The organism is Methylophilus sp. DMC16 (assembly GCF_056314045.1).
In genome coordinates, this window is record NZ_JBQUZC010000002.1 from 363,482 (window position 1) to 385,946 (window position 22,465).

General features: G+C 50.2%; 20 protein-coding genes. 7 read left to right on the forward strand and 13 right to left on the reverse strand.

Translation table 11 applies throughout. The annotated features are described in order from the left end of the window. Nucleotides 1-146 precede the first annotated feature (146 nt). From ovoA to ACT53D_RS09935, 5 genes are read left to right on the forward strand one after another with little or no spacing between them, the layout of a single operon-like run. Nucleotides 147-2,252 carry a 5-histidylcysteine sulfoxide synthase gene (gene ovoA, locus ACT53D_RS09915; RefSeq protein ID WP_476155959.1) on the forward strand — a complete coding sequence of 702 codons (2,106 nt, stop codon included), beginning with the start codon at nt 147-149 and terminating at the stop codon, nt 2,250-2,252. Beyond that, nucleotides 2,234-3,469: a MalY/PatB family protein gene (locus tag ACT53D_RS09920; protein WP_476155961.1), complete on the forward strand. Its 1,236-nt coding sequence runs from the start codon at nt 2,234-2,236 to the stop codon at nt 3,467-3,469. The genes ovoA and ACT53D_RS09920 overlap by 19 nt, the downstream gene beginning before the upstream one ends. Nucleotides 3,470-3,500: 31 nt before the next feature. Then, nucleotides 3,501-4,250, forward strand: coding sequence for a tetratricopeptide repeat protein (locus ACT53D_RS09925; RefSeq protein WP_476155963.1), 750 nt, complete (start codon nt 3,501-3,503; stop codon nt 4,248-4,250). A gap of 13 nt (nt 4,251-4,263) precedes the next feature. Then, on the forward strand, nt 4,264-5,355 hold the full coding sequence (locus tag ACT53D_RS09930; protein WP_476155965.1) for an ADP-ribosylglycohydrolase family protein: 1,092 nt from the start codon (nt 4,264-4,266) through the stop codon (nt 5,353-5,355). Nucleotides 5,356-5,414: 59 nt separating this feature from the next. Further along, entirely contained in the window at nt 5,415-5,729 is a 315-nt protein-coding gene (locus ACT53D_RS09935; protein ID WP_476155967.1) for a hypothetical protein, read from the forward strand. A gap of 89 nt (nt 5,730-5,818) precedes the next feature. Here ACT53D_RS09935 and vapB read toward each other — a convergent pair whose 3' ends face one another. The 3 genes from vapB to ACT53D_RS09950 form a co-directional block, all read right to left on the reverse strand. Beyond that, complete coding sequence (gene vapB / locus ACT53D_RS09940; protein WP_049637567.1) at nt 5,819-6,019, reverse strand: type II toxin-antitoxin system VapB family antitoxin; 201 nt, start codon at nt 6,017-6,019, stop codon at nt 5,819-5,821. Between the two features lie 177 nt (nt 6,020-6,196). Continuing rightward, nucleotides 6,197-6,607: a putative toxin-antitoxin system toxin component, PIN family gene (locus ACT53D_RS09945; RefSeq protein ID WP_476155969.1), complete on the reverse strand. Its 411-nt coding sequence runs from the start codon at nt 6,605-6,607 to the stop codon at nt 6,197-6,199. Then, nucleotides 6,600-6,848, reverse strand: coding sequence for a type II toxin-antitoxin system Phd/YefM family antitoxin (locus tag ACT53D_RS09950; protein ID WP_194748922.1), 249 nt, complete (start codon nt 6,846-6,848; stop codon nt 6,600-6,602). Before ACT53D_RS09950 ends, ACT53D_RS09945 begins: the two co-directional genes overlap by 8 nt. A 163-nt stretch (nt 6,849-7,011) precedes the next feature. On the opposite strand from ACT53D_RS09950, the gene ACT53D_RS09955 reads away from it, so the two are divergent. Beyond that, nucleotides 7,012-7,788: a DUF1223 domain-containing protein gene (locus ACT53D_RS09955; RefSeq protein ID WP_476155972.1), complete on the forward strand. Its 777-nt coding sequence runs from the start codon at nt 7,012-7,014 to the stop codon at nt 7,786-7,788. A gap of 16 nt (nt 7,789-7,804) precedes the next feature. Here the strand turns inward: ACT53D_RS09955 and ACT53D_RS09960 are convergent, their stop codons facing one another. The 9 genes from ACT53D_RS09960 to ACT53D_RS10000 all read right to left on the reverse strand — a co-directional run bounded on the left by ACT53D_RS09960 (nt 7,805) and on the right by ACT53D_RS10000 (nt 16,004). Then, nucleotides 7,805-8,389 carry a hypothetical protein gene (locus ACT53D_RS09960; protein WP_476155974.1) on the reverse strand — a complete coding sequence of 195 codons (585 nt, stop codon included), beginning with the start codon at nt 8,387-8,389 and terminating at the stop codon, nt 7,805-7,807. Nucleotides 8,390-8,579: 190 nt separating this feature from the next. After that, complete coding sequence (locus ACT53D_RS09965; protein WP_476155976.1) at nt 8,580-9,476, reverse strand: hypothetical protein; 897 nt, start codon at nt 9,474-9,476, stop codon at nt 8,580-8,582. Between the two features lie 358 nt (nt 9,477-9,834). Then, nucleotides 9,835-10,695 carry a hypothetical protein gene (locus tag ACT53D_RS09970; protein WP_476155978.1) on the reverse strand — a complete coding sequence of 287 codons (861 nt, stop codon included), beginning with the start codon at nt 10,693-10,695 and terminating at the stop codon, nt 9,835-9,837. A 32-nt stretch (nt 10,696-10,727) separates the two neighbouring features. Continuing rightward, nucleotides 10,728-11,102 (reverse strand): lysozyme inhibitor LprI family protein, encoded by a 375-nt coding sequence (locus ACT53D_RS09975; protein ID WP_476155980.1) that lies wholly within the window; start codon nt 11,100-11,102, stop codon nt 10,728-10,730. Between the two features lie 274 nt (nt 11,103-11,376). Further along, on the reverse strand, nt 11,377-11,598 hold the full coding sequence (locus tag ACT53D_RS09980) for a DUF2188 domain-containing protein (RefSeq protein WP_476155982.1): 222 nt from the start codon (nt 11,596-11,598) through the stop codon (nt 11,377-11,379). Between the two features lie 336 nt (nt 11,599-11,934). Further along, nucleotides 11,935-12,489: an ImmA/IrrE family metallo-endopeptidase gene (locus ACT53D_RS09985; protein WP_476155984.1), complete on the reverse strand. Its 555-nt coding sequence runs from the start codon at nt 12,487-12,489 to the stop codon at nt 11,935-11,937. A gap of 2 nt (nt 12,490-12,491) precedes the next feature. Next, complete coding sequence (locus ACT53D_RS09990) at nt 12,492-12,845, reverse strand: helix-turn-helix domain-containing protein (protein WP_476155986.1); 354 nt, start codon at nt 12,843-12,845, stop codon at nt 12,492-12,494. Between the two features lie 110 nt (nt 12,846-12,955). After that, nucleotides 12,956-13,648, reverse strand: a complete 693-nt coding sequence (locus tag ACT53D_RS09995) for a TSCPD domain-containing protein (RefSeq protein ID WP_049637539.1) — start codon at nt 13,646-13,648, stop codon at nt 12,956-12,958. A 190-nt stretch (nt 13,649-13,838) separates the two neighbouring features. Further along, nucleotides 13,839-16,004 carry an adenosylcobalamin-dependent ribonucleoside-diphosphate reductase gene (locus tag ACT53D_RS10000; RefSeq protein ID WP_476155988.1) on the reverse strand — a complete coding sequence of 722 codons (2,166 nt, stop codon included), beginning with the start codon at nt 16,002-16,004 and terminating at the stop codon, nt 13,839-13,841. Nucleotides 16,005-16,418: 414 nt separating this feature from the next. Between ACT53D_RS10000 and waaA the strand changes: the two genes are divergently transcribed. Next, on the forward strand, nt 16,419-17,684 hold the full coding sequence (waaA, locus tag ACT53D_RS10005) for a lipid IV(A) 3-deoxy-D-manno-octulosonic acid transferase (RefSeq protein WP_476156277.1): 1,266 nt from the start codon (nt 16,419-16,421) through the stop codon (nt 17,682-17,684). 788 nt (nt 17,685-18,472) lie between these two features. Here waaA and metH read toward each other — a convergent pair. Further along, nucleotides 18,473-22,261 carry a methionine synthase gene (gene metH, locus ACT53D_RS10010; RefSeq protein WP_476155990.1) on the reverse strand — a complete coding sequence of 1,263 codons (3,789 nt, stop codon included), beginning with the start codon at nt 22,259-22,261 and terminating at the stop codon, nt 18,473-18,475. Nucleotides 22,262-22,465 lie beyond the last annotated feature (204 nt).

The following is a 22,465-nucleotide window of genomic DNA, read 5'->3' on the forward strand; positions in this document are numbered from 1 at the left end:
CGTGCATTCAAATTGAACCAATCATTTCAAATGCTATTCAATAAACAAGCGCTGCCTGGGGATTTACATTCCTCTCTGTGTGCGTTTACTTTCCAATCTCTAAAGATGCGCTTGATAGACAGGCCACGAAACCAATCACGACAGACATGACCAAACCTCCTCATCGCAGCCTTCTACTCAGCCAGGATCACATATCGCTCACGCGTGAGCAGATACGGGCTTATTTTCATGAGACCTCAGATGTCTATGAAGCCTTGTTTACGCTGCTTAGCAACGAGCAAGCGTACTACGTGAAACCCATTGCGCTGAGACATCCGCTGATTTTTTACTACGGCCATACCCACACCTTTTTTATCAACAAGCTGATTCTGGCCGGGCTCATCACCGAACGCGTGAATCCCAGGTTTGAGTCCATGTTTGCGGTCGGCGTCGATGAAATGGGCTGGGATGACGTGAACGAGGCCCACTACCAATGGCCAACGCCAGCGGAGGTGAAGGCCTACCGTACACAGGTGCGCGAAGTGGTTGACCAACTGATCACGCGCCTGCCTTTTGAGCTGCCGATTGATTGGGAGAGCCCATGGTGGCCGATTCTGATGGGCATTGAGCATGAGCGCATCCATCTGGAAACCAGCTCGGTACTGATCCGGCAACATGCCTTACAGTATGTTCGCCCCTCCCCCGCATGGGCACCCTCTGCTGCGCGGGATGTGGTCGCCCCTGAAAATCGCTTGGTGCATATCCCGGCGCGTGAAATTGTGTTGCGCAAGTCAGACACGTATTACGGCTGGGATAATGAATACGGTCAATTTCACGGCCACTGCCCAGCCTTTGAGGCGGCCCAATACCTGACCTCTAATACCGAGTTTTTAAGCTTTGTGGAAGCGGGCGGCTACCAGGCAGAGGCCTACTGGCAAGAAGAAGGCTGGGCCTGGCGCACCTATACGCAAGCCGAGCATCCCACGTTTTGGATCAAACAAGCCTCCGGCTGGCAACTGCGCCTGCTGACGGAAGAAATCGACATGCCATGGAGCTGGCCGGTAGAAGTCAATTACCATGAGGCCAAAGCGTTTTGCAATTGGCTGTCTGCACAGCGGGGCAAACCAGTGCGTCTGCCCAGCGAGCAGGAGTGGTATAGTCTGTATGAACATGCAGGCTTGTCCGACGCCCAGGTCGCCAACGGCCATCATGCCAATCTGTTTTTAGACCAGGGTGCGTCTTCTTGTCCGGTCAATCAGTTTGCACACGGTGAGCTGTATGATGTGGTGGGCAATGTCTGGCAATGGACAGAAACACCCATTTTTCCGTTTGATGGCTTTAAAGTACACCCGTTGTACGATGACTTTACCACCCCGACCTATGATGGCCGCCATAATCTCATCAAGGGCGGCTCCTGGATATCAACGGGCAACGAGGCGATTAAAAGTGCACGCTACGCCTTTCGCCGACATTTTTTTCAACATGCAGGATTCCGCTATATTGTGACTGATACCCCCGTAGAAAATAACAGCTCGTATTACGAATCTGACAAGCAGCTGTCCGAGTATGCCGAATTCCATTATGGTGACAGCTATTTTGGCGTACCCAACTTCCCCAAAGCGCTGAGCGATTATGCCCTGCAGCATTTGCAAGCCAAACCAAAACGCACCGCACTAGATTTGGGCTGTGCCACCGGCCGTGCCACTTTTGAGCTGGCCACACAGTTTGATCACGTCACCGGCATAGACTTTTCTGCCCGCTTTATTGGCTTGGCGTTACAAGCGGCCGAACAGGGCGTGTTGCGTTACACCATGGTCAATGAAGGCGACTTGGTCAGCTACCAGGAGCGCACACTGAGTGCCTTAGGCTTAGACCAGGTGGTCGATAAAGTGGAATTCTGGCAGGGCGATGCCTGCAACCTCAAGCCTCAATTCACCGGCTACGACTTTATTCTGGCTGCCAATTTAATTGACCGGCTGTATAGCCCGCGCCAGTTCTTAAGCAGCATTCACGAACGCCTGAATATCGGCGGCGTACTCATGATCACCTCGCCGTATACCTGGCTGGAAGAGCACACCCCGCGTGAGGAATGGATAGGCGGCTACAAGCAAGATGGCGAAAATGTGACCACGCTGGATGGCTTGAAAGCGCTGCTAAGCCCACACTTCAAACTCATGCAAGCCCCGGTAGAGATTCCGTTTGTGATTCGTGAAACCCGCCACAAATTCCAGCATACGCTGTCAGAAGTGACGCTATGGGAGCGCGTGCGTTGAGCAGCCGCTTTGACCAGCCCATCGCGCGTGAAGGTAGCGGCGCATTAAAATACGATGGCCGCCAGCAGACCTTCGGCACCACCGAGGTCATGCCCATGTGGGTGGCCGATATGGATTTTGCCGTGCCCGCAGCAGTGACCGAGGCGCTGCAAGCGCGCATCGCCCATCCGGTGTTTGGTTATTCCCTGGCACCCGACAGCCTGTATCAAGCACTGATTGATTGGCTACAAATCAAGCACGGTTGGCCAGTCCAGCGCGAATGGATTGTGCTCACACCCGGCGTGGTGCCCTCGCTCAACCTGGTCGTCGCTGCCCTCACCGCCCCCAACGACGGGGTGATCGTGCAACCACCCGTGTATTTTCCGTTTTTTTCAGCGGTCACGGGCCAGCAACGGCGTTTGCTTGAAAACCCGTTACGCCTGACCTCCGATCACGCAAACCAGCCGCAATACCAGATGGATATGGATCACCTGACGGCGTGCGCGCAACAGGCGCGCATGCTGCTGCTATGCTCACCGCATAATCCGGTAGGTCGGGTGTGGCAAACGGCAGAAATGGAAGCCATTTTAAGCATCGCTAACCAGCACGACTTAGTTGTGCTCTCCGACGAAATCCATGCCGATTTAGTCTATGCAGAAGCGCAACACCAGCCCTTAAGCCGCCTGGCCATGCAAGCCGAAACCGCCGAGCAAACCGCGTTGTCCCACCGCGTGATTACCGCCGTCTCGCCCAGCAAAACCTTCAATATTCCAGGCCTGGGTCTCTCAGCCTTGATTGTGCCAAACACCGCGCATCGGCAAGCCATTCAACGCCAGCTCAACACGCTGGGCCTCTCAGTGACCAACCCACTCAACATGGCCGCCTTTGAAGCGGCCTATCGCGGCGGCGACAACTGGCTAAATGAGCTGATGCCTTATCTGCAAGCTACGCGCGATGCGGCAGTGGCGTATATTCAGGCAGAGCTGCCCAGTATCAAAGTCATCGCTCCGCAAGCCACTTATCTGCTATGGCTGGATTGCCGCGCCCTCAATCTGCATGACGCCGCATTAAAACGCTTTTTTATTGAAGAAGCACAACTCGGCCTCTCGCCCGGTGCGATGTTTGGTCATGGCGGCGAAGGGTTTATGCGCATGAACATAGGCACACCCCAAGCCAACGTGCTCGCGGCGCTGGCGCGATTAAAAGCCGCCTGCAGCCGTCACGGTCTCTCAACTTAACTACTCCCCTCACCACACGCTAGGAACAGCCATGACGCAAGCAGCTAAAACGATGTTGGCGCAGTTATTCAGCAAAGTAATCTCCACCGCATTGATGCTGTGCGTGCTGTGTGCAGCCAGCCTCGCGCAGGCAAACACGCTAGAAGAAGCCAGACAGAAGCTACTGCAAAAAGACTATGCCGCTGCCCACGCCATTTATCTGTCGCTCGCCAGTCAAAACGATGCCAAAGCCTGCTACAACCTGGGCCTGATGTCGCAGAACGGCGATGGCGTGCCCAAAAGCATGGACGAAGCGGTCAAGTGGTACACAAAATCGGCCGAGTTGAATTACAAAGAGGCGCAGTACACGCTGGGTTCACTGGTGTTTCAGCGCCAGATTCAAAGCATCAGCTACCCGCAAGCGGTGGCCTATTACGAGCAAGCAGCCAAGCAAGGTCATGTGAAATCGCAGCTCAATTTAGGCATGCTGTATTTGCGGGGCGAAGTGATTGCGCAAGACATGCCCGCCGCCGTGCACTGGTTAAGCCTGGCCGCCAGCAACAACAATAGTGAAGCCCAGGGCTACCTGGCCGAGCTTTACCAGCAAGGGGCCGGCGTAGAGCAAAATACCCTCAAAGCGGCGATGTGGTTGATATTGGCAACCCAAAACGAAGAAAAACGCCTGGTGAATCGCCACAGCAAAATGCTGAATTATCTTTATGCGCAAATGAGCGAAGAGCAAAAAGCCGCGGCCACCCAATTGGCCACGCAATGTAAAAGCCAGCAATTGCAAGGCTGTTAACCAAGGATCCCCGATGCCAATCACCACCCTCCAACGTGCAGACCGGATGCGCGGCGCCCTCTGGGGTATGTTTATTGGCGATGCGCTGGCCATGCCCGTGCACTGGTATTACAACATCGCCGCCCTCTGGCAAGACTTTGGTCAAATTCGCAACTATCAAGCGCCAAAAGCCAGCCACCCCAGCTCCATCATGCCCCTGGCCAGCACAGGCAAGGCAGGCCGCGGCACACAAGCGGGCGACATTGTCGGCAGTGTGATTTTAAAAGGCAAAAAACAATTCTGGGGCCTGCCTAACGGCCACTATCACCAAGGCATGCAGGCAGGCGACAACACGCTTAACCTGCTGTGCGCCCGTGTGTTGCTGCGCTCCCTTATCGCCCAGGGCCAGCATGATCCCGCAGACTTTTTGCAAGCCTATGTGCGCTTTATGACCGAGCCTGATCAGCACAACGACACTTATGCTGAGTCATACCACCGTGATTTTTTTGCCAACTATGCCAAAGGCGTGGCCCCGGAAAAATGTGCGGGCGACGAAGGCCACGATACTGCTTCTATCGGCGGCCTGGTGAATATTCCTATGGTGGTCATGGCCAGCGTGAAGGCGAACGACCTGGCCGCCTGCAACCAAGCCGCCTTAACGCAACAAAACCTCACCCACCGCTCAACCGAGTTAGAGCGCCATACGCTGGCACTGAGCCAACTCTTGTTTGAAATTTTCAACTCACCACACCCTGACAACGAACAACTCGCCAGCGCTGCGGCCAGTCAGTTAGGATTCCCGGCCGCCAAAGTCGTGGCGCAAGTGCGCGCCACACAAAAATCTGACCTCGACGTGATTGGTGGCCTACTCAGCCCCGCCTGCTACATAGACCAGTCGTTTCCATCTGTGCTCTACCTCGCCACCCGCTACCACGACGACTTTGAAAGCGCGCTTATTGCCAACACCAATGTCGGCGGGGATAACTGCCACCGCGGTGCGGTGCTGGGCGCGATTTTGGGTGCTTCGTTGGGGTTGGAGGCGATTCCGCCACGCTGGATCAAAGGCCTCACCGCACACGATGCCATTCACCGCGAGATTGAGCAGTTTGTGGCACAGTTTGCCTAAACATTTTGACTAATCAGGCGGTGAAAACCATGCTTACAAAAATATTAGCAATCCTCTTTATGATGAGCTGCAGCGTTGCCTTTGCTGCCAATGACTTAAGCTTTATGACTGAAGGCAAACCATACAACGAGGTCAAGCAAACGCTGATTGATCAAGGGTGGGCGCCAATCAAAAACACCAAGATTGATCGGGCTAGTCTATACGCGCAAGAAATCTACAACATGGGCATGACAGAGGTCACCGATTGCATCTCGATGGAAATTGACGGCTGCACATTCCTCTACCAAAAAGGCAAGCAGACACTGGAAATCAAAACCATCACCAGGCAGTTGAGTGTGGAGTCTTTCCGTATGTATAAGAAAAATACGCGGTGAATGCTTAAGGCAATTGTTTTTATGTAGCTCCCGCGCATGGTGCGTTGTATTTGAAATGAACCATGCTGCGCACTGAAAGCGAGTCCGCCCTACCGCGTTGGCATAAAATCATCGCTCACCGTCAAGTTAGCATTAAAAAAGCTATCCCAGGTTTCAGCAATCGGCGTGATAATGCGCTCGTTACCAAGTGCACGCACGTTCACCAGTTTCACATCCTCTGGCAAGCGCATTTCAGCAGGCAGGCGAACAGCTTGCGTGCGATTGTTAATGAACACCGTGCTTATAGCCATCGTTCATCCCTCTCGTCAAAACGTATGTAGCATTAGCGTATAGCAAGAAAAATATCGTTGCAAACCTGCTTGGGAGCCGCATGAAAGAATAGCGACCTGATCACGTCGCATGCGTCTTTAAGGTAATAAAAACGCGGAGATGTGGCTTGGCTTACAAGAGTGTGAGACCTGCTTAATTCAAAGCGCATTAAACTGTGCGGCAGTCAAAATAGAGATGCCTTGAAAAGGATGCAACACCAACAAGTCAGCATCGCCCGTGATGATCATCGATGCACCACCATTCACGGCGACTTCTAAAAATTGATTGTCTTTTGGGTCACGGCAGGCATTCACGGGATAGACAATATTCACACGTTCATACATGCGACTAAACAGTCTAAAAAAAGCTTGCCTGTCTTCAAGCGAAATATAGCGGTCAAACTTTGGGCGAGATAATACGTCCGCCAGTTCATTGAGCGTAGACTCAGACACCAGCAATACACCTTGCTCAAAAGCTTTACGCACGGCAATTGACGAAACGCTGTTCGGTAACAGCAAATAACGGATCAAAGTATTGGTGTCACAGACTACCCGTAACGCCTCACTCATTGGTCAGCAACTCGGCTAATTTGTCCTCGGTTAAGCCGTTTGCCACCGCCTGCTGCCCCACACGGTCACAAAATGATTGAAACTCAGCCAGATTCAGCCCGCGCAAGCGTTGATATTCAGCGGGAGAAAGCACAATCGCAACATCACGGTTTTGACGACGAATCGTCACTGGCTCGCGCTGTGCCGTATCAATTAAAGCCGCCATATTTTGTTTAGCATCTGTTGCAGAAACATATTGCATAATCAACTCTCCTGTTTGCCTAATCATAGTACAAAATGTCTATTTTGTACATTTTGCACAAACTATCACATTTAGTCTTGAAACTGCGTCGGAGAACAAATACGTGTAAGGCATCAACAAGTCACACGACCAATCCACTCCAGCCAATTGATGGAGTCTCGTCATGAACAAACAATCTCTGCTCACCGCTTTATGCGCCATCGTGTTTGCATCAAACGCCCTTGCGCAACCACAATGCAGTGCCGTCAGCGGCCCACAGACCAATGCCCTGGTGGAGCTATATACCTCAGAAGGCTGTAGCAGTTGCCCACCCGCTGACCAGTGGTTAACGCACCTGAAAACGCAAGGCAATCAGCTGGGCAACATCGTGCCGATGACCTTACATGTGGATTATTGGGATTACATCGGCTGGAAAGACACCTTTGCCAACCCTGCCTTTGCCAGGCGGCAGCGTGACATGGCCGCGTCAGGGCATGCGCGTGGTGTGTATACCCCACAAATTGCCATCAACGGGCAAGATAGCCGCAGCTGGTTAAGTGAATCGCGCTTTGAAAATGAAATTGCCAGCATCAATCGCATGCCCGCTAAAGCCGAAATTCGTCTTGCAGTGAATTCACCCACACCAAAGTCAGTGCAAGTATCCACAAACATCAAAACCGCTGAGGCAGGGCCATTGGTCTATTACCTCGCGCTACAAGAAAACAACCTGCAATCCACTGTCAATGCAGGTGAAAACCGTGGCGAGCTGCTGCGCCATGATTATGTGGTGCGCCAGTGGTTAGGGCCGTTTAAGGTGGGTGTCGATGGCAAAATAAGTGCTAGTCATGAAATTCAACTTCAACCAGCATGGAAGCAACGTGACTTGAGTTTGGTTGCCTTTGTGCAGAATTTAGCAACGGGGGAAATTTTGCAGGCTTTGGGGTTAGGGCTATGCGAATAATTAGCAGCATGATTCTTTAATCCGCAATAAACCCTTTTTGGGATAACTTGCGTATAAAGTCATGGGTAAAGTAATTAAGGGGAGTTTTCGAGCCCTCAAAATTAACTCCGACCAGCGTGTATTTTTCCTCTATCCCTTTCCCAATAATCATCGTGTCACCACCTTGCGGATTTTTACCGTATTGCACTGCGTTATAGGCGAGTTTTAGGTAAATAGTATTCTCAGAAGTGTTTTTGATATGGCTGATTCTGACTTGAATAAGCCCATCGACTCTTTTCTGCGCAAATTGTTGCGCTATAAAAGTGTTGGAATCGATCCGAGAGTTTAAATTTATAGCCTGTTCAGCATCTGTGTGATGTTCTTGTTCAATCTCAGTCTCTAAATACTCTGCTAACTTTTTTGAGGTCTCCAACCAAGTGGCTCTAACTTTTTGGTCCTTAGGATCATCATAGGTTGGATTAAACCCCTCACCCGCCATAATCAGGATACCCAGTTTGTTTTTATCAGGATTAGCGACATGCTCTGGGAGTGATGAACAACCCACCAATGTTAAGACCGATACAACAACAACCAATATGAGTGGTTTTAAAATGCTTTTCATAATTGAATTGGTTCTCTTTTTAATAACCCATGCAGAGACAAAGCAAAATAGCCTATGAATATTAATTAACTATGAATCGCATAGTCTGATTCTATAAGCGCTCGACGGCCCAGTAAGTCCCAAAAATGTTTAAAAATTCAGCCTAAATTGGCTCCCAGTGCTAATCAGAAAATCACGATTTGCGCCAGGATCAATAAGACTTATCTTCTATGAATGGGTGGGTTGATTGAATTTGCTTTGAATTCGTTTTAATTTCGATCTTGCCTTCTTTAGCAGTTTCGAAAATTATCGACATCCGCGTCTCAGTCTCACTATGTTGGAATATCTGAGCTTTTGTATCGTAAAGCATCATTCCACTTCCATCACCTACCGTAGTAGCTTTGAAAAGACCATTCGGCACAATAAAATCCATGGAATAAGTTTGGGAAATTCGGGCAATACCATTATCGATAGCCAGTAGCTTATTATCGATATGCATTTTAACGTCTATAACGACTATGTTACCGATCGGCACTTTGAGTGAAATTTCTTGAGGCGTGCTTTTGCCCAGTGATAACTTCAGCGTTTCAACATTTGTAATTTGTGACATGGTTGATGATGCTATTTTTTGAACTAGCTGATTGAGCTCTGGTGGCAATTCTTTCATTCCGGAGATTTTGACTGACTCTTCTAATATTTGTCCGGAAGCGTTAATTGAGCCTGAAACATGCATGCCTTTAACATCAATCGGCTGCTGAACCAGTGTATCTTTCCCAGATTGATCCTTTCTATATGTTTCTTTTTCCAGAAAGCTAACTTCCAATGGATATGTTTGATCTGCTTGCAAGCTACCAGTAATTATTCGAATTTTATTCTTCGTAACAAGGTGTTGGATTTTAGGCTCCATGGTTAGCTTACCTTTTGAGTTCGCAATGATTCCACGGTCCTCAAGTACTTGTAACGAATTCACTGATTCATTCGTAGACTCAGAGATAAAGTCTGTATTTGGACTTATCCTATATCGAAGCTCAATCTCTTGGGTTTCTGCCTTCAGGGTATGAGCAGTAAAGACAAGGAGTACTAAATTAAAACTAATCAGATTGCGCATAAAAAATGAAGTTACTTTTCTTAGAAAAGAATTGCTAAAAGAACGACTAGTGCAAAAATCAGAAAGCAAACTGATAAGGCCCAAAAGATTACATAAAACCTGTAATTCCTTGGTCGATCAAACACATCTCCAATCACTGGTGGAGTTTTGGCGTTAGCCATTACCCAGTAGTGCCAATAAATTGGATTCATCGGGAAAGTCGTTAGTTTGACTCTGGCGAGTAGCGCAGCAATTATCAAACATACAATACTCAAAGCGATGTAAATCCAGAAAAATCTCATTTCATCGGGGATAACGCCACCTCGAAAATAAGTAGGTCGATAAGATGAGTGAATATGCATGAGATGCTTAAGCTAAATTACTTATTGGTTTTGGCTTTAATGAGAGCACTAAGCGATTTAATTGAAAGTCCCTGTGTTACCTGTAATATTTTTTCAACCTGCTCAGAGCTTTTCTGTGTGGCTTCCCTAGATATATTTTCTTTAACTCGCAACTGAGTAGCTTCTTTTGTGAAATACGGACGAGCAGGATTACCGGTATTTTTGACGATCAGCATGTCTAGGAAATTACCTGCATAATCGATCGAAGCGCATTTAATAAATGCAGGTAGCCAGTGAGATTCTAGTGCTGCTGGATAGCAGCTTTTGAGGAATGCCTCGACACCATCTATGCCTTGTGCTGAGTATATTCTGTCAAAATCCCTTATAGCAAAATCGATGTTTTTATTAATATCGAAGGGCTCAAAACCCACCCCGTAAATCATTTCTGCATTGCCAGTACTTTCGAAGACAACTTTATAACTGTTTTTTCCATTGATGGTCGCTTCACAAGTAATCGTTGCTTTATTTGTAATGTCACCAGTCACTGAACATGAACCAACTGCAGGCCAAGATACTGGTGTTCCAGAAATAACCGTTAACACCTGATCTACTTCTAACTTGTAGTTATCTGCGGCAGGTTGCGCGTCTTTACCCCCTGAAAATGAAACCGGAAAATCAGAAACAAATGAAAATGCTGCTCGCCCATTTTGATAAGACGTATTCGTTGCTTTCCCTTTTTTGCATTGCTCGGTGATATCTTCATCGTTTTGCTTAGCTGAAATACATTCGCCATTTAAGAATGCCATGTATTTAATAAGTATGTCTGCACTTGCATTAGAGGATAAGAAAATACCCAACATTAGCAGGCATAAGGTAGCTCGGCCTCTGAGAATAAGCATCCATGACCCCCGTGTATGGATTAACTGATTGATTAGAGAAGCTTACTATTTTGGCAACCAGAGCTTAAGCACTCTCGAATTCGGTCTTGCAAAAACTGGGAGCGTTTTATGGTGATACTGGAGGCGCAATTCAGATTTACGAAGAAAGCTTCGCCATCGCGCTTGGAACAACTACTATTTCTTTCCGACATCCATGAAAGTTGGCCTGACTTTAAAGCCTTTTTACCATCAGCGTCCAATTTTGAATTTAGCTTTTTGAAGTTTTCATTCAACTCTTTATCTGCTTCTTGGTAAACCTTATTTAAGCAATACAAACCGTCGAAATCATCTCTTGGTTTATCACAAGCTGAGTTCGCAAATGCTACTCCTGAAATACAGAGTAATAGAAATGTTGTTATTATTTTCATGATGCCCCCAATGATAATTTTTGTTAGAAATTTAAGAAACCATACTACTGTTGGATCATGAAGTATTTATTAACGAAGACTAATAGATACATATCAACCCAAGATTTTCACTTCTTAAGTTTCATTCCGGATTAATTTACTGTGGCCCCACCCATTCTGATGATAACGCTTTGTTCCATAGCTACTCTTCTAAACTATAGCTTTAATCAATAAATTAAAAGCCGCAATCCGCGGCTTTTAATGAAATAAAAAATGTTTAATGATTGATTATGGCTTAACCTTTTGGTGGGTACGGGTCATTACCATAGCTATTTCTTTCACGTATTCTGCCATTTTGGCCATGAATAAATACTTCTGCATTTTGGTTAACTGCTATTGCCCGTGCCTTTTCAATTGCCTCACGTTGAGTAGGATGTACTGAAGTAACTTTATTATTACCTTCTCCTCTGACACCCCACCCACTCCCATGAGTTACTACATGTTGATTTTTTCCCATCGCATTCACCTCGATAATTAATATGGATATTCCAGACAGGGCATTTCAGCCCTGTCTTGACGCTCTAATTAACTTGGCATACTGCGCCAATGTTGACAAACATGTTCAATCTTGCCAAAACGGCGACGAACATACTTACGCACTTTGACGATTTTTGGTTTGATAAATGTAAACATTTAACACTCCTAATCAAATAGTTAGGAGAGCAATATATTGCCTATATCCACTAATTAGCGTATGCTGATTAGACGTCTTGTGGACGGTAATAGGGACAGAGGGGTGCTCTCACCACCATGTCTATAAGTCAGTAGCGCGCCAACGCTACTGACTTTTTTCTTAAATAAGCCCTTTACTTCTTAACTGCTCATATCTCCTTCTAGCAGCCGGCTCAGACACTCCAAACTGCCTTCTTATTAATTCAATGTCAAAGAGTTTTAACTCTAAAATCACGTCTAAAGGCATTGTCATTTCTGCAGCAAATTGATCGGCTTGCCACTCGGAGTCCATAAAAGGCTTCATGTCTTTGGGAATGTCTTTCCTGTGCAGCTCTCGACTATGCCCAAGTATTAAATGGCCTAATTCATGAAAAATAGTGAACCTTGTTCTGGGGTCATTTGAGCATGCTTTATCATATGTAAGCTCTGTAAGATAGATTGTTGCAGTCTCAGGAATACAACATGCTTCACTATGAAAAGAAAAGCCTGGCATATCTAAATCATCCACAACATCGATAGTTACACCATATGAAGATAACCGTTCTAAGAAGCCCTCCAGATCAATTGCATCGTTACCGAGACCAAGAGCGTCTCTCACAACCACCGCTTTTGATCTAATATCGTTAATACTTATCGGATTAACTACATACCCACGCAACTGATAAGGTTCTGTCATTATTATTTATCCTCTTCAAGACCTAATAATTTTGCAAATTTTTCTAGTGTTTCAGAATCAAAGCTCGACCTTGCAAACCCCGCGATTAACATTTGCTGTCGTGAACTTTTACCGGCAATCGATACACTTTGATTAGATATGTCCGCATATTCTGCAAGCTTCTCAACAACAATTCCTCGTTTCAAAAAATAATCATTAATTTTAGCTATCCACTCTTCAGAAATATTCTTGCGCCCCGTCTCAAGGCCACTCAGAAAAGCAGGTGATACATTTAGTTCTTCCGCCATAGTTGAAAGTGTTTCGTTTGCATCCAATCTAGCCTTTCTGACAACCCTACCAAAGTCAGTAAGTGCCATTGCGATCTCCTAAGTTAAGTTTATTGGCATAAGAAATATACAATAAAAGGTTAATTATTTCAACCAATTTGGTTTAAATAATTATCTTAAAAAAGGGCTTACGCCCTTTTTTAACCACACTTACTATCCCCGCAGTTCAAGCAAGTCATACATCCATCCATCAAAATACTTGCTTTGGTATTACACTTTTTGCAAAGCTGGGCACCTTTGGGGAAGCCTTCATCATTTGACTCTTCACCTGACTTGGCGTGTTTTTCCAGGTATTCGGCTTTTTTCTCTTCAACCAGTTTTTGCTGGTGTTCGTCTAAGCCTGGCTTTTTCAGCATGCCGATTTCTTGCAGGTGTTTTTCTACCACTTCACCAATCTCGGCCACCAGGCTAGGCACAAACTTGCCGCCTTTTTTGAAGTAGCCGCCGCTGGGCTCGAATACGCTTTTGAGCTCTTCAACCAAAAAGGTGACATCGCCGCCTTTACGGAACACGGCGGACATGACGCGGGTGAGCGCGACGATCCACTGAAAGTGCTCCATGTTTTTGGAGTTGATGAAGATCTCAAACGGGCGGCGGTGCTCTTGCGGCGTGCCTTCGTTCATGATGACGTCGTTGATGGTGATGTAGAGCGCGTGCTCGGTCACCGGGGTTTTGATCTTGTAGGTGTTACCCACAAGCATATCTGGGCGGCTTAATGGTTCGCCCATTTGGATAATATTCGTGACAGGCGCTGCTGCGGCCTCGGCTGCTTTTTTGTCTTCATCGGTCACCAGTTTGTAGGCGGTGATTTTTTTGTCGATCTTGATTGCCATGTTGTTCTCCCTATTGGAGCTTAATTTTTTAATAAATTCAAACTATTTCATCCAAAATTCTATGGATTGACCGTAGCGAGCGACTCGGGGGCTAGGCGCAAAGCAGTTTTAAACCGGAGTGTACAAGCAAGTACATGAGGATTTAAAACCGCTTTGTAACACCGCACCCGTGAGCGCAGTAGGTCAGGCCTTAGAATTTTCCGTAATAGCCTTCCTTGAAGGCGTCAAACAGGTTAGCCGCAGTGTGGATTTCTCCGTCATATTCAATCTCTTCATTCCCTTTGGCTTCGATCTCGGTGCCATCTTCCAGCGTAAACTTGTAAGTGGTGCTCTCTAAATCTTTCTCGGTCACCAGCACGCCCTGGAACGCCTCTGGGTTGAAACGGAAGGTCGTGCAACCTTTCAGGCCCTTGTCATACGCGTAGAGGTAGATGTCTTTGAAATCCTCAAAGTCGTAATCGGTGGGCACGTTAATGGTTTTGGAGATGGAGCTATCAATCCACTTTTGTGCCGCGGCCTGAATATCCACGTGGGCTTTTGCCATGATGGTGGATGAATCGAGGAAGTAATCCGGCAATTGCTCTTCTGGCTTGTCGCTGAACGGCATGGCGCTTGGGTTCACCAGCTCGCGGTAGGCCAGCAGCTCGTAGCTGAATACGTCCACTTTCTCTTTAGACTTCTTGCCTTCACGAATCACGTTACGCGCATAGTGGTGGGCAAAGCTCGGCTCGATACCGTTGCTGGCGTTGTTGGCCAGGCTTAAGCTGATGGTGCCGGTTGGTGCGATAGAGCTATGATGCGTAAAGCGCACACCCTTGGTGGCGATCTGGTTACGCAGGCCTTCTGGGAACTGCTGCATATAGCGGCTGTATTTGCCCAGCAACACTTTACCTGCCAGTTTCTGGCCGACCTTGATGCCATCAGCGGCCATTTCCGGGCGCACGCGCAGCATGTCGGCGGTGACTTCAAATTTTTCATCCATGATCGGAGCCGGGCCTTTTTCTTCAGCCAGCTGCACGCCGATTTCCCAGCCCACTTCGGCCATGATGCGGGTGACTTCTTCTGTGAATTTCACTGAGTCTTCTTCACCGTATTTCATTTTAAGCATGGTGAGTGTTGAACCCAGGCCCAGGTAGCCCATGCCGTGGCGGCGTTTGCGGGCGATTTCCTGGCGTTGCTGCTCGAGTGGCAAACCGTTGATTTCGACCACGTTGTCGAGCATGCGGGTGAACACGGCCACCACTTCGCGGTATTCGTCCCAGTCAAAATGCGCGTTGTCGGTGAATGGCTCGCGCACAAACTTGGTCAGGTTCACTGAGCCCAGCAGGCAGGCGCCGTAAGGCGGCAGTGGTTGCTCACCACATGGGTTGGTGGCGCGGATGTTTTCGCAGAACCAGTTGTTGTTCATCTCGTTGACGCGGTCGATCAGGATAAACCCTGGCTCGGCAAAGTCGTAGGTGGAAGACATGATCACATCCCACAGACGGCGTGCCTTGATGGTTTTGTAGATGCGGCAAGCCACTTTACCAGCCTCAGGGCCTTCGGTTTTGGTCAGGTATTTGTGTTTAACCGGCCAATCACGCCACACCACTTGTGATTCGTCGTTGACGTTAAGACCGTCAATAATGGCTTCTTTTTCAGTCACCGGGAAGGCCAAACGCCATTCGGCATCGGCTTTGACGGCCTCCATAAATTCTTTGGTGATGAGGCAGCTCAGGTTGAACTGACGCAAACGGCCGTTTTCACGCTTGGCCTTGATAAAGTCAGTCACGTCTGGATGCGAAATATCAAAGGTCGCCATTTGTGCACCACGACGGCCACCGGCGCTGGACACGGTGAAACACATTTTGTCGTAGATATCCATAAAGCTTAATGGGCCGGAGGTGTAAGCGCCCGCACCGGCCACAAACGCGCCTTTTGGACGCAGGGTGGAGAACTCGTAACCAATGCCGCAACCGGCTTTGAGTGTCAGGCCAGCTTCGTGCACTTTGCCTAAAATATCGTCCATGCTGTCTGCAATCACGCCAGACACGGTGCAGTTGATGGTAGAGGTGGCTGGTTTGTGTTCTAACGCGCCCGCATTAGAAGTAATGCGGCCTGCCGGAATCGCACCACGGCGCAAGGCCCACAAAAACTTTTCGTGCCATTCATTTTTCTTTTCTTCAGTGGTCTCGACATCTGCCAGCGCGCGCGCAACGCGGCGATAAGAATCGTCCATGTCCTGATCCACATGTTCGCCCGACTTGGTTTTGAGACGGTATTTCTTGTCCCAAATATCGAGTGAGACGGGCTGCACTGGAATCTCCACGGCAACGCCTTCTGACTGGACTTTCTTTTGTTCAACAGCTTTTAACATCGAGTTCTCCCACACCTTGGTGATTCTTATTGGTTTGACAAACAGGGTTATTACAACAAACATCCGCCACAAGCTTGGCAACGGCTGGGGCGGGATGCGTTTTGGAACGGGGCCAGGGTATGACAAGCTTTGTTGTGTATTTATGCCGCTTGCCCGGCCTGCACATCGACATGGGTGCGGGCCCTGACCAAACACAATATCTTGTGTTGCTGGCGATAATTTATGCCTATAGCTAGTTGCCGTCAACCGATTTTTTGCGCTTTTTTTGATGCTTTTTTTCGTGCAACATCTTGCATTTTTTTAAGCGTGATAGAAACAGGCGCTACGGCATAGGTGAGTCATCACTCACCTGCTTTTGCTGGTGTCGGCAATACGCAACAGGTCAGTGTTGGGCAAATATGCGAAAATACCGCCATGCCTAGATTTGTCTATACCCTGCTCATGACCGTGGTCGCCGTCCTGCTGCCGCTCAAGCTGTTCTGGCGCGGCCTCAAGCAGCCGGAATACCGCCAGCATGTGGCTGAGCGCTACGGCTTTTACCGCCAATCGGTGCGTGGTCCGCTGATCTGGGTGCATTGTGTCTCGGTGGGCGAAACACGTGCCACTCAACCGCTGATTCACGCCTTGCTGAGCACCTACCCGCAACACCAGCTGCTGATCACGCACGGCACGCCGACCGGCCGCGCGACCAGCAGCCAGTTATTCAGCGCCGAGATTGCCAGTGGCCGTGTCCTGCAAGCCTACCTGCCGGTAGACACGCCCGGCGCAGCCAGGCGCTTTCTCACTCACTTTAAGCCGGCATTCGGCGTGCTGATGGAAACCGAGCTCTGGTTTCATTTAATTGACCAGGCCAGCCGCCAGCATCTGCCCATGGCCTTGCTCAGCGCCCGCCTCTCGGAAAAATCCGCGCGCGGCTATGCCAAACTCGGCAGCCTCACCCGCCAGGGCTTGCAGCAACTCACCCTCATCGCCGCCCAAACCCAGGCCGATGCCGAACGCCTGCACACCCTGGGCGCCGCCCAGCCGATGATTTGCGGCAACCTCAAGTTTGATGTCACGCCCCCTGTAGACAGCACCGACAAAGGGACGGCCTTGCGCCAGCAACTAGGCCCACACCGCACGGTATGCATGGCCGCCAGCACACGCGAAGGCGAAGAATCGCTGATTCTCGACGCCGTGCAAAGCCTAAATGTGCTCACCCTTCTGGTGCCCCGCCATCCACAACGCTTTACCGAGGTGGAGGCGCTGCTCAAAGCCCGTGGCCTGCGCTATGTGTTGCGCACCGAACTGGTCCAGCCCTTGCCTGCCGATGTGCAAGTCGTGCTGGGCAATAGCATGGGCGAAATGTATACCTATTACGCCGCCAGCGACTTTGCCGTGATGGGCGGCAGCCTGCAACCGCTGGGCGGGCAAAACCTGATTGAAGCCGCTGCCATGGGCGTACCGACCATACTAGGGCCGCATATGTTTAACTTTGCGCAAGTGGCGCAAGCGGCGGTCATGGCGGATGCGGCGGTACAGCTAAAGGATGTAAGTGAGTTGCATGGGATGATTGCGGCACTGGCAGCGGATAAAGTGAAAGTGCGTACGATGGCGGAAGCAGCGAAGGGGTTTACCTTGCAGCATAGAGGGACAACGGAAAGGTTGATGGCGGCGATCGCGCCGTTATTGAAAAGGTGATTTTTAGGCAAATAGTAGATCACATCGTTTAAGCCACATTTTATTTCGCCCGTAGGCGAGTTACTTTCTGTTGCTTGCCCCACAGAAAGTAACCAAAGAAGAGGGCACCCAGCCATCACGGCCTAAAGGCTCCCTTGATTTCATTACTCGTCAGTCGCGGTTGCAGAACTCAACCTGGCAGCTTACACAACCCGTAAGCTGCTGCGGGATTCAAACAAGCTGCAACCTTATTCCGCCTGCCAAGCAATGAAATCAAGCGTGATGGGATGGGATTCATCTCGCCAAACGCTCACTGTTGAAGCTTGGACCGTTCAAAAACTCAAATTCGTTCTTTAATTCACAAAAGGTGGCGCTCACGGATTTTTCGGGCCCCTATCTGCCGCGCCGAGTAGCGCAGGCAAAACAAGAATAAAGGGAGCGACTGTTCGAGTCCCGCAGCAGCTCACGTATTTTGTGAGCTGCCAGGTCGAGTTTCGTGACCGTTTGTCCTAAGTCCAGCAAAGCAGCGGACGAAAGTCCTAAACTGAGCAACGCAGGGAACAAGCGGAAGCTAGGGTGCATTTCTTTTGGTGACTTATTCTTTGGGCAAGCAAAGAAAAGTCACTCGCCTAGAGGCGAAAAAGACCATTCCATACGACAAGAAATCATCCGCGTGGGCATGCATGCCCACCCTACCTCCTAAGAGTCTCATTTTGAGCCAATCAGCGGCCTGCCAATCCATATCATGACCTTTTAAACCCAACAAAAAAGCGCACTAGTGTGCGCTTTTTTATCTGCCATCAACCCCTTTACCCCAGGTTAGGCGCTAACCACCGCTCCAACCAAGCTTTATCCACATTCCTTCTCTGTGCCATGTCTTCCACCTGATCATTGCCAATCTTATCGACACTGAAATAGCGCGACTCAGGGTGCGCGAGATAGAAGCCACTGACGGCGGCCGCCGGAATCATGGCGTAGCTATCGGTGAGTTGCATGTCAATTTCTTCTGCCTGCAACACCTTGAACATCTCGGACTTCACGGTGTGGTCCGGGCAGGCGGGGTAGCCGGGCGCAGGGCGGATGCCGCGGTATTGCTCTTTGATCAGCGCTTCGTTGCTCAAGTCTTCATCGGCGGCATAGCCCCAGAAATCAGTGCGCACACGCTCGTGCATGTATTCGGCAAAAGCTTCAGCCAAACGGTCGGCCAGTGACTTGAACATGATGGCGTTGTAGTCATCGTGGTTTTTCTCAAACTCGGCCAGGCGTTTTTCCATGCCCAGACCCGCGGTGACGGCAAACAGGCCGATGTAATCATCGACCCCTTTAGGCGCAATAAAGTCGGCCATGCACTGATTGGGGCGGGCGACGCCGTCGATGACCGGTTTTTGCGTTTGCTGGCGCATACCGTACCAGGTCAAGGCGACCTGACTGCGGCTGTCGTCGGTGTAGATTTCGATATCGTCCGTATTCACCTGGTTAGCGGGCAGCAAGGCGATCACGCCATTGGCGCTGAGCCAGCGGCCATCAATGATGCGCTTGAGCATGATTTGCGCTTCAGCAAACACCTTGGTGGCGGCTTCGCCGACGACTTCGTCCTTTAAAATCGCCGGATAAAACCCGGCCAGGTCCCAGGTCTGAAAGAACGGACCCCAGTCGATATATTGCGCGATGAGGGCGAGGTCGATGTTTTTGAACACGCGGCGGCCAATAAACTTGGGTTTCAGTGGCGCATAATCACCCGTGAAAGTGAGTTGCGCGGCATTGGCGCGTGCTTCAGCCAGGCTTAGCATGGGCACGCCTTTTTTATTGGCGTGCTGCTGGCGGGCTTTTTCATAGTCGGCCTGAATCTCGGCCAGGTAAGCTCCGCGCGTTTCTGGCGTGAGCAGGTTTTGCATGACGCTGACCGAGCGTGAGGCATCGGGCACATAAATGACCGGGCCGGTGTAATTGGGCGCAATTTTCACCGCAGTGTGCGCACGGGAAGTGGTCGCGCCACCGATCAGCAAGGGAGTTTGCTGCTCGACAAAATGCGGGTCGCGCTGCATCTCTTTGGCGATATAGGCCATTTCTTCGAGCGATGGTGTAATCAGTCCACTCAGGCCGATGATGTCGGCGTTTTCACGCTTGGCCATTTCGAGAATTTCAGCGGCGGGCACCATCACGCCCATGTTCACCACCTCGAAGTTGTTGCACTGCAACACCACTGAGACGATGTTTTTGCCGATATCGTGCACATCGCCTTTGACCGTGGCGATCACTACCTTGCCCTTGGGCTTGGCGACCATGCCGGTGCGGCGTTCTTCAGCGGCTTTTTCTTCTTCAATAAACGGGATCAGGTGCGCCACAGCGGATTTCATGACGCGGGCGGACTTCACCACCTGCGGCAAAAACATCTTGCCCTGGCCGAACAGGTCACCGACTACGTTCATGCCGTCCATGAGTGGGCCTTCAATCACGTGAATCGGGCGGCCACCCTTGCTCATAATGTCCTGACGCACTTCTTCAGTGTCGGCGACGATAAAGTCGGTAATCCCATGCACCAGCGCATATTCGAGGCGCTTATTGGCAGGCACCGGGTTTTCAGGGGTGCCGCGCCAGGCCAGCGTCGCTTCCGCTTTTTTGCCGCCTGCGACCAACGTGCCGGCGATTTCTATCATGCGCTCGGTGGCCGCTAATGGATTGTCAGGATCCACCACGCGATTAAGCACCACGTCTTCGACGCGCTCGCGTAGCTCAGGCTCAATATCGTCATACACACCGACCATACCTGCGTTGACGATGCCCATGGTCATGCCGGCTTTAATCGCATGGTAGAGAAACACGGTATGAATGGCTTCTCGCGCTGGCTCGTTGCCGCGGAAGCTGAAACTGACGTTGGACACCCCGCCGGAAATACGCGCATAGGGCAGGTTCTGCTTGATCCAGCGTGTGGCTTCGATAAAGTCCACAGCGTAATTGTTGTGTTCTTCAATGCCGGTGGCAATGGCGAAAATGTTCGGGTCAAAAATAATATCTTCAGGCGGAAAGCCAGTGCTGACTAACAAATCGTAAGCACGCTTACAGATTTCAGTTTTGCGTTCAAACGTGTCGGCCTGGCCTTTTTCGTCAAACGCCATGACGATGACGGAAGCGCCGTAGCGGCGGCACAATTTGGCCTGGCGCAAAAACTCGGCTTCGCCTTCTTTCATCGAAATCGAGTTGACGATGGCCTTGCCCTGCACGCATTTCAGGCCGGCTTCAATCACGCTCCATTTGGAGGAGTCGATCATGATGGGCACGCGGGCGATGTCCGGCTCGGAAGCGACTAGGTTGAGGAAATGCGTCATGGCCTTAACCGCATCCAACATGCCTTCATCCATGTTGATATCGATGACCTGCGCGCCGTTTTCCACCTGCTGGCGCGCCACGCTGAGCGCTTCTTCGTATTGCTCGTTGATGATCATGCGCGCAAACGCTTTCGAGCCGGTGACGTTAGTCCGCTCACCCACGTTGACGAACAGCGACTGCTCATCAATCACAAACGGTTCCAGGCCTGACAACTTGGTCGTCACCGGTAAGGTTGGCAGCTGGCGTGGTGGCAGGTCTTTAATCGCGTTATAAATGGCGTTGATATGTGGCGGCGTAGTCCCGCAGCAGCCACCGGCAATATTGATAAAGCCGCTTTGCGCAAATTCTTTGACCAGGCTGGCCGTGATATCCGGCGTTTCGTCAAAGCCGGTGTCTGACATCGGGTTGGGCAGGCCCGCATTCGGGTAGATACAGACAAAGGTATCGGCGACCTTGCTCAGCTCTTCGGCATACGGGCGCATCAGGGCCGCACCCAGTGCACAGTTGAGGCCGACGGTCAGCGGTCTGGCATGGCGCACTGAATGCCAGAAGGCAGTCACGGTCTGGCCGGAGAGGATACGGCCAGAGGCATCAGTCACGGTGCCCGAGATCATGATCGGCCAGGTCCTGCCCTGTTCTTCAAAGAAACTGTCGATGGCAAATAGCGCGGCCTTGCAGTTAAGCGTATCAAAAATGGTTTCCACCATGAGGATATCGGCGCCGCCTTCGACCAGGCCACGGATTTGCTCCAGGTAAGCAGTCACCAGCTGGTCAAAGCTGACATTACGGGCCGCGGGGTCGTTGACATCCGGCGAGATGGAAGCGGTTTTTGGCGTGGGCCCGAGGGCGCCTGCCACAAAACGTGGCTTGTCCAGCGTGCTATATTTGACGCAGGCGGCCTTGGCCAGCTTGGCGGCTTCGACGTTCATCTCATATACCAGATGCGCCATATGGTAATCGTCTTGCGCCACACTGGTGGCACCAAAGGTATTGGTTTCAATGATGTCGGCCCCGGCCGCCAGGTATTGCTCGTGGATTTCCTGAATCACCTGCGGTTGCGTGAGGGTCAGCAGCTCGTTGTTGCCTTTGACAAACAGCTCGCGTTCGCCTGCCGGGCCCTGAAAATCCTTGAAGCGCTCGCCACGGTAATCGGCCTCGGTCAATTTGTAGCGCTGGATCATGGTACCCATGGCACCATCCAGAATCAGGATGCGTTGGGAAAGCGCCTCACGGAGCCATTGTTCAGTCGCGGAAACCGGCAGTTGCGTCATGCGTATCAACTTGAAAACAAAAGCGATATTTTATCACAAGCACAAGGCGGCTCCTTGCCTGTCGGCGCAAGGCGTAATCTGGAGCATTGGGTGGAAATCCCGAGCTCGCCTAAACCGGATAGGCGAAATAAAAAAATGCATTTAACATAGCGCTGACTCAACGGCGTATGGCTTTATCCATCACGCAGGGACCACACAGACAAA